Origin of the sequence: Lelliottia sp. RWM.1 (assembly GCF_016859735.1) — a bacterium.
Classification (GTDB): Bacteria; Pseudomonadota; Gammaproteobacteria; order Enterobacterales; family Enterobacteriaceae; genus Enterobacter.
Genome location: NZ_WLVC01000080.1, coordinates 1 through 7025 on the forward strand (window position 1 = coordinate 1; position 7025 = coordinate 7025).

Genomic DNA, 7025 nt, shown 5'->3' on the forward strand with positions numbered 1-7025 from the left:
GTGGCTCAACCTGCGAAAAGAAACGAGTTGCTACGTAAGTCCGAGAACATGCTTTCCATGGTCTCTGAGCTCGCCTTTGGGACCGACATATCGGTAGAGAGTGACGCGCTCGATGCCGAGTTCCTTGCAGAGATCGGAAACTGAAGTATCGCGCTGGGCCATGGCGGCTTGCGCGAGACGCACCTGAGCTTTGGTGAGCGCGAATTTTCGTCCGCCCTTGCGACCGCGCGCTCTCGCGGAGGCGAGACCCGCCATGGTGCGCTCTCGGATCAGATCCCGCTCGAACTCGGCCAAGGTGGCGAAGATTCCGAACACCATGCGACCGGACGCAGTCGTGGTGTCGATCTGAGCGCCCTTTCCAGTCAGAACCCGCAGGCCGATCTTGCGGTCTGACAGCTCCTTCACCGTGTTGACCAGATGGGCAAGCGATCGTCCGAGGCGATCGAGCTTCCAGACCACCAGCACATCGCCGTCACGCAATGACTTGAGGCAGGCAGTCAAGCCAGGGCGATCATCACGACCGCCGGAAGCAAGATCATCATAGATATTGTCCCGTTCGACACCTGCGGCGCGCAAGGCGTCGTGCTGCAGGTCGAGAGACTGCGAGCCATCGGCTTTGGAGACGCGGGCATATCCGATCAGCATGTATCACAAACGTTGGTTTGAGGCGGCGCTTCGGCCACGATTGCATTGACCTCTGGAAATGTATCTCAACCAGCTTCATAAACAAAGCGTCTTGAACGCTATCAGATTTTGAAAAAGGAACATGTATGCCGCGTCGCGTCACTCTAACCGATCGGCAGAAAGACGCGCTGTTGCGCTTGCCGACTTCACAGACGGATTTGCTCAAGCACTATACGCTGAGTGATGAAGACTTTGGGCATATCAGGCTGCGTCGGCGCGCTCACAACAGGTTCGGCTTCGCCCTGCAATTGTGTGTCCTGCGCTATCCCGGCCGGGTGCTGGCTCCAGGCGAACTGATCCCTGCAGAGGTCATCGAATTTATCGGAGCGCAGCTTGGCCTGGGTGCCGACGATCTCGTAGACTATGCTGCCCGCGAGGAAACACGGCACGAGCATCTTGCCGAGTTACGGGGGCTCTACGGCTTCCGCACCTTCTCCGGACGTGGTGCGAGCGAGCTGAAGGAATGGTTGTTCCGAGAAGCCGAGATGGCGGTGTCGAACGAGGATATCGCCCGTCGCTTCGTAGCCGAGTGCCGACGCACCCGCACTGTCCTTCCCGCGACATCCACGATCGAGCGGCTTTGTGCCGCGGCTCTCGTCGATGCCGAGCGACGCATCGAGACGAGGATCGCCAGTCGGCTGCCTATGTCGATCCGAGAACAGTTGCTGGCATTGCTCGAGGAGACGGCTGATGATCGGGTGACCCGTTTTGTGTGGCTGCGCCAGTTCGAGCCTGGCTCGAACTCTTCGTCGGCCAACCGGCTGCTCGACCGGCTCGAATATCTGCAACGCGTCGATCTCCCCGAGGATCTGCTTGCCGGCGTTCCTGCCCATCGGGTGACTCGTCTGCGCAGGCAGGGTGAACGGTATTATGCCGACGGCATGCGCGATCTCCCGGAGGACAGGCGGCTTGCGATCTTGGCTGTTTGCGTCTCGGAATGGCAGGCGATGTTGGCCGACGCAGTGGTCGAAACCCACGACCGGATCGTCGGCCGTCTCTACCGTGCTTCGGAGCGTATTTGCCATGCAAAGGTCGCAGACGAAGCGGGGGTGGTGCGTGACACCCTGAAATCCTTCGCCGAGATCGGGGGCGCCCTGGTCGATGCACAGGATGATGGCCAGCCGCTGGGCGATGTCATCGCGAGTGGGTCAGGGTGGGACGGCTTAAAAACCCTTGTTGCAATGGCAACCAGGCTGACCGCCACCATGGCCGACGATCCGCTCAATCATGTGCTCGACGGTTATCACCGCTTCCGCCGATACGCTCCACGCATGTTGCGCCTGCTCGATCTGCGAGCTGCGCCCGTTGCACTGCCGCTTCTGGAAGCGGTGACGGCCCTTCGTACCGGTTTGAACGATGCCGCGATGACCAGCTTCTTGCGGCCCAGCTCGAAATGGCATCGCCACCTTCGGGCCCAGAGGGCTGGCGACGCTCGCCTATGGGAGATCGCGGTGCTGTTCCATCTGCGCGATGCGTTCCGCTCCGGAGATGTCTGGCTTACTAGGTCCCGGCGCTATGGCGATCTGAAACACGCACTCGTTCCGGCACAATCCATCGCGGAAGGCGGTCGTCTCGCTGTGCCATTGCGGCCGGAGGAATGGCTGGCAGACCGGCAAGCTCGCCTCGACATGCGGTTGCGCGAGCTTGGCCGTGCCGCTCGCGCAGGCACGATCCCGGGCGGGTCGATTGAAAACGGCGTTCTGCATATCGAGAAACTCGAAGCCGCCGCGCCGACAGGCGCCGAAGATCTGGTGCTCGATCTCTACAAGCAGATCCCGCCCACGCGCATCACCGATCTCCTGCTGGAGGTGGATGCGGCGACCGGCTTCACCGAAGCGTTCACCCATCTGCGCACAGGAGCACCCTGCGCTGACCGGATCGGGCTAATGAACGTTATCTTGGCGGAAGGGATCAACCTCGGCTTGCGCAAAATGGCGGATGCGACAAACACCCACACCTTCTGGGAATTGATCCGCATTGGACGGTGGCATGTCGAGGGCGAAGCCTATGACCGGGCGCTGGCCATGGTGGTCGAGGCACAGGCAGCGTTACCCATGGCCCGGTTCTGGGGCATGGGCACGTCGGCTTCGAGCGACGGACAGTTCTTCGTCGCTACAGAGCAAGGTGAGGCCATGAACCTGGTCAACGCGAAATATGGCAATACCCCGGGCCTGAAAGCCTATAGCCACGTCTCCGACCAATATGCGCCGTTCGCAACCCAGGTGATTCCTGCAACGGCAAGCGAAGCGCCTTACATCCTCGATGGCCTGCTGATGAACGATGCTGGACGCCATATCCGCGAGCAGTTCACCGACACGGGCGGCTTCACCGATCACGTCTTTGCCGCATGTGCCATTCTCGGCTACCGGTTCGCTCCGCGCATCCGCGACCTGCCATCCAAACGGCTCTACGCGTTCAATCCGTCGGCCGCCCCGGCGCACCTGCGAGCGTTGATCGGCGGAAAGGTCAACCAAGCCATGATCGAGCGCAATTGGCCCGACATCCTGCGCATCGCCGCCACCATTGCTGCCGGGACCGTCGCGCCAAGCCAGATTCTGCGGAAACTCGCCTCCTATCCGCGGCAGAACGAGCTCGCGACAGCCCTGCGGGAAGTCGGTCGCGTCGAGCGCACCCTGTTCATGATCGACTGGATTCTGGATGCCGAACTCCAACGGCGTGCCCAGATCGGGCTCAACAAAGGCGAAGCTCATCATGCGCTGAAGCGGGCAATCAGCTTCCACCGCCGCGGTGAAATCCGCGACCGTTCCGCCGAAGGCCAGCATTACCGCATCGCCGGCATGAATCTGCTCGCCGCCATCATCATCTTCTGGAACACCATGAAGCTCGGCGAGGTCGTTGCAAACCAGAAACGCGATGGAAAGCTGCTATCGCCCGATCTCTTGGCCCATGTTTCGCCGCTCGGATGGGAACACATCAATCTCACCGGAGAATATCGCTGGCCAAAGCCTTAGCGTAGGATTCCGCCCCCTCCCGCAAACGACCCCCTCAAAGGCAGGCGCTACTCAAAGGCAGGCGCTACTCAAAGGCAGGCGCTACTCAAAGGCAGGCGCTACTCAAAGGCAGGCGCTACTCAAAGGCAGGCGCTACGCGCCGGGCGTAGGCTTCGCCATTAGTAATACGCATGGACTTGGGACACCCGCCCGGAAGGCTCCGCCATTAGTAATACGGACGGACTTTGAACACCTCACGATCAGCCCTCCCCGCCTGTAATACGCATGGACTTGGGACACTCTCCCGGCTCTGCGATGTAGCGCCCGGCAGCGGTCTTGCTAATGCCCATCTGTGCAGCAATGGCCCGCACGCTCAGACCCTGCGCCTTGAGGGCCAAAGCCTGCGCCTGCTTGGCGCTGGCTGCTTCCAGATAGGAAGCACGATCGACAGCCCCAGCGGCACGTCTGCGGGCTTTCTCGCGCTCGCTGTGGCGCTCTGCGGCCATGTCCCGGCTGATGAGCGTGCGCAGCTTGCGCTGCTCGTCGTCGGTGATGTGAAACAGGCTGATAAGCGTGTCGTTCTTGGGCGTGTAGAGCGGCGCAAACTGCTTGCCGCCGAACTCCACCTTTTCCCCGGCTTCGTGAGCCTTGGCCTTGGCGTACAGCGTCATAAGCTCGGCGCTGCGGTAGTTCCACCGTGGGTCAAGCTCACGGGCCAGCGCGGCGGCCTCGTGGTACATCTGGCCGGCGTGCGTCGCACCTGACAGCAGCAGGAAATTCAGCCGCCAAAACAGGTGCTGCATCCGCTCGCCCTCGGCCACGCCGCCGCGCAGCGCGGCCAGCGTGCGCAAGTCCTCCAGACGATCCCACGCCAGTTGCCGCCCGTTGAGCGTGCGCAGGTTGCCGGTTTGGCCGCCCGGCAGCAGCTTGAACTGGCGACGGTCGGCGCGGGCCTTGCGGTCGGCCTCGATGTCCCAGCGGGCCACCGGCAGTAGCGCCTCGGCCAGATACTCGAAGTTGTACCGGATCGGCTCGCCGTCCGGGCCTTGCTCAACGTGGATGACGCGGCAAACCTCGCCGCTCTTGCTGTTCACCGTATTGACCAGCCGCAGCACGCGGCTTGCATCCTTGGCCGCTGGATCAGCGCCCAGCCCGGCCAGACGGTCGATCAGGTAACGCTGGCAGGCATTCCAGCGTGGCAGCGCCTGACGCGGCAAGGTGCCATCCAGCAGCCACTTTGCTTGCACGCCACGGCCAGAGAAAACGAGGATCGACGGCGGCGGCACGCCTTCGTCGTAGCAGCGGAACATGACAGCGGCGGCCAGTTGCTCGGGGCTGCGCCCCTGCGCCCACGGCTCGCGGTAGGTGTCCAAGTCAGCGAACAGCAGCCCGATACGGGCCAGATTGACGACACGGCGGTTTGGCTTGATGAACTCGGCCTGAGACAGCCACGTATCCCGGCTGTGGTCGAGCATGGAGAGCACCACGGGCATCTGTGACAGCCGGTAACTGTCCTGCTTCTTGCCGCTGCCCTCGCCCGTCGCCATGAGCAACGAGAAAAAGCCCTGCCGGGCTGTGTCGTGATAGCAACCCGCCTCATCGGCTGGGCTGAAAAGTCGTAGCTGTGCTTGCCCCATAACCCTCTTTCCGCTTGTGCGGCAAGAGGTAGGGCGCTACAATGCAGACCATAGTTTGGGTGTTTCTGGTCGTCTGCATCGGTCACGCCTTGGGGTTCCAAACAGTGCCACCTGCTAGGTTCCCACCTCTTGCCAAGCCCCGCTGCCACGCGGGGCTTTGCTTTTTCATCCATCTGAACTCCGCTCCTTCGCTTCCAAAGTTCGCGGAATCCAGCCTTTTGCATTCGCCGTCCAGTGCAGCACGCCATGCTGCCGCAGCACTGCCGCCGCGCCATCGAAAGAGCGAAAAAACCGGATGCCTCCCCGGTACTGGCCGAGAATGCGCCGCTCGTTGCCAACGTGCAGCACGATCACCAGCCCGCGCTCTGTGTTCTCGATGACAGCGCCCTTGATCTCATGCGGTGCGTTCTTCGCAAACGCCTTGAAATGAGAGGGCGGCAGTACCTCCAGACTCAACGGTTCCATTTCAACCATCACTTTATACCCCACGCGCCGTATTTCATCAATATTATTAAATTTCGCCAAATCAAAAATGTATGGACTATAGTCCATGCTTTTGACCCGTCCAGCCGGTTAAGTGATTACTCAATCACTCTTTTCATCAAGTGAGCGCACCAGTTCGCGCAGAATGTCCGTGATGCTGCGCCCGGTCTTGGCGGCGTAAATCTTCAGCTTCGTGTGCTCGGCCCGGTCGAGGTCGAAATTCACCCGGACGGTGGCGGCCTTGTCGGCAAGGTCGGACAAGGTAGGGCCAGCCTTCGCGGCGCTCGGGCGGCCTGCTTTCATGCCAAGTTTCCCGCTACTCATTTTCACCTACTCCTTAATTACTCAAATGGTGCAATTGAGGAAACGGCGCACTTCCTCAGCCAGCGCCCGGATTTCCTCGGCGGCCTCGCTCGTCGGCTCTTGGTCAATGGCCGTGGTGCCGCTGGCCGCGCTGCTCGGGTAGATGACGCGCTGCGTGATGCGCGTTTGCAGGATCGGCAGGCCGTACCCGGCCAGCGCCTCGGAGACTTCCGCACCAATCTTGGTGCCCTTGATCGCACGGGACACCACGAAAGCCGCTTTCAGCTTGCCGTCGGTCAGCTCGATGCGCTGCTTGACCAAATCCACGAGGTCAGAGGTTGCCCAAATGTCGTAGGGCGACGGCTGCACCGGGATCAGCACGCAATCGGCGGCCTTCATTGCCGACACGGCCAAGTCATGAGCCTGCGGCGCTCCGTCGATCACAACAAAGTCTTTCCGGGCCACGCTCTTTAGATCGCGCTCGATGGTGGGCCGGTCGATGCCAACCACGGGCACGGGTTGATCCTCGCGGACGGCGGCCCAATCGCGGGCGCTGCCCTGCGGGTCAGAATCAACCAGCAACACGTCTGCGCCGTCGAGTTGCAGGGCGCGGGCAAGGTGGGTGGCGATGGTGGTTTTACCCGCCCCGCCCTTCTGGTTCAGTACAGCGATGACTTGCATATACACTCCTTGAGCTATTGAGCGTTTGAGGAAAAAAGGAATTACTCAAGCACAGTATAGCATATTGAGGATTTGAGTAAATACACCTTTTGAGGATTTGAAGTCATAAAAAACCCCGCACGCGGCGGGGTTCGGTGGCAGGGCAGGGGAGGGCTTAGGCGGTCTGGTGGATCTCGTCGGCCACCTGTCGGCACATGGCCCGCATGTCGTGGCTAATAACATCATGTCGATCGGCCAATAACATCATGCCGATCACTATTTTTCTGCCCGCGTTTATAGCGTCTTT

The 7025-nt window shown here is 61.1% G+C and carries 6 protein-coding genes; 1 reads left to right on the forward strand and 5 read right to left on the reverse strand.

Annotated features, from left to right (window positions below; translation table 11 throughout):
• Window positions 1–30 precede the first annotated feature (30 nt).
• Entirely contained in the window at window positions 31–645 is a 615-nt protein-coding gene (locus tag GF617_RS25900; RefSeq protein WP_000904906.1) for a recombinase family protein, read from the reverse strand.
• Window positions 646–770: 125 nt separating this feature from the next.
• Here GF617_RS25900 and GF617_RS25905 point away from each other — a divergent pair, with 125 nt between their 5' ends.
• A complete protein-coding gene (locus GF617_RS25905; RefSeq protein WP_032494790.1) occupies window positions 771–3656 on the forward strand; it encodes a Tn3 family transposase in 2886 nt (961 codons plus the stop codon).
• A gap of 239 nt (window positions 3657–3895) precedes the next feature.
• Here GF617_RS25905 and GF617_RS25910 read toward each other — a convergent pair whose 3' ends face one another.
• The 4 genes from GF617_RS25910 to parA form a co-directional block, all read right to left on the reverse strand.
• A complete protein-coding gene (locus tag GF617_RS25910) occupies window positions 3896–5272 on the reverse strand; it encodes a replication protein (RefSeq protein WP_191212716.1) in 1377 nt (458 codons plus the stop codon).
• Between the two features lie 165 nt (window positions 5273–5437).
• On the reverse strand, window positions 5438–5824 hold the full coding sequence (gene parC, locus GF617_RS25915; protein WP_239006639.1) for a ParC family partition-associated protein: 387 nt from the start codon (window positions 5822–5824) through the stop codon (window positions 5438–5440).
• A gap of 33 nt (window positions 5825–5857) precedes the next feature.
• Entirely contained in the window at window positions 5858–6058 is a 201-nt protein-coding gene (locus GF617_RS25920) for a plasmid partition protein ParG (protein ID WP_008166578.1), read from the reverse strand.
• A gap of 42 nt (window positions 6059–6100) precedes the next feature.
• Complete coding sequence (gene parA / locus GF617_RS25925) at window positions 6101–6739, reverse strand: ParA family partition ATPase (protein ID WP_008166580.1); 639 nt, start codon at window positions 6737–6739, stop codon at window positions 6101–6103.
• Between the last annotated feature and the right edge of the window lie 286 nt (window positions 6740–7025).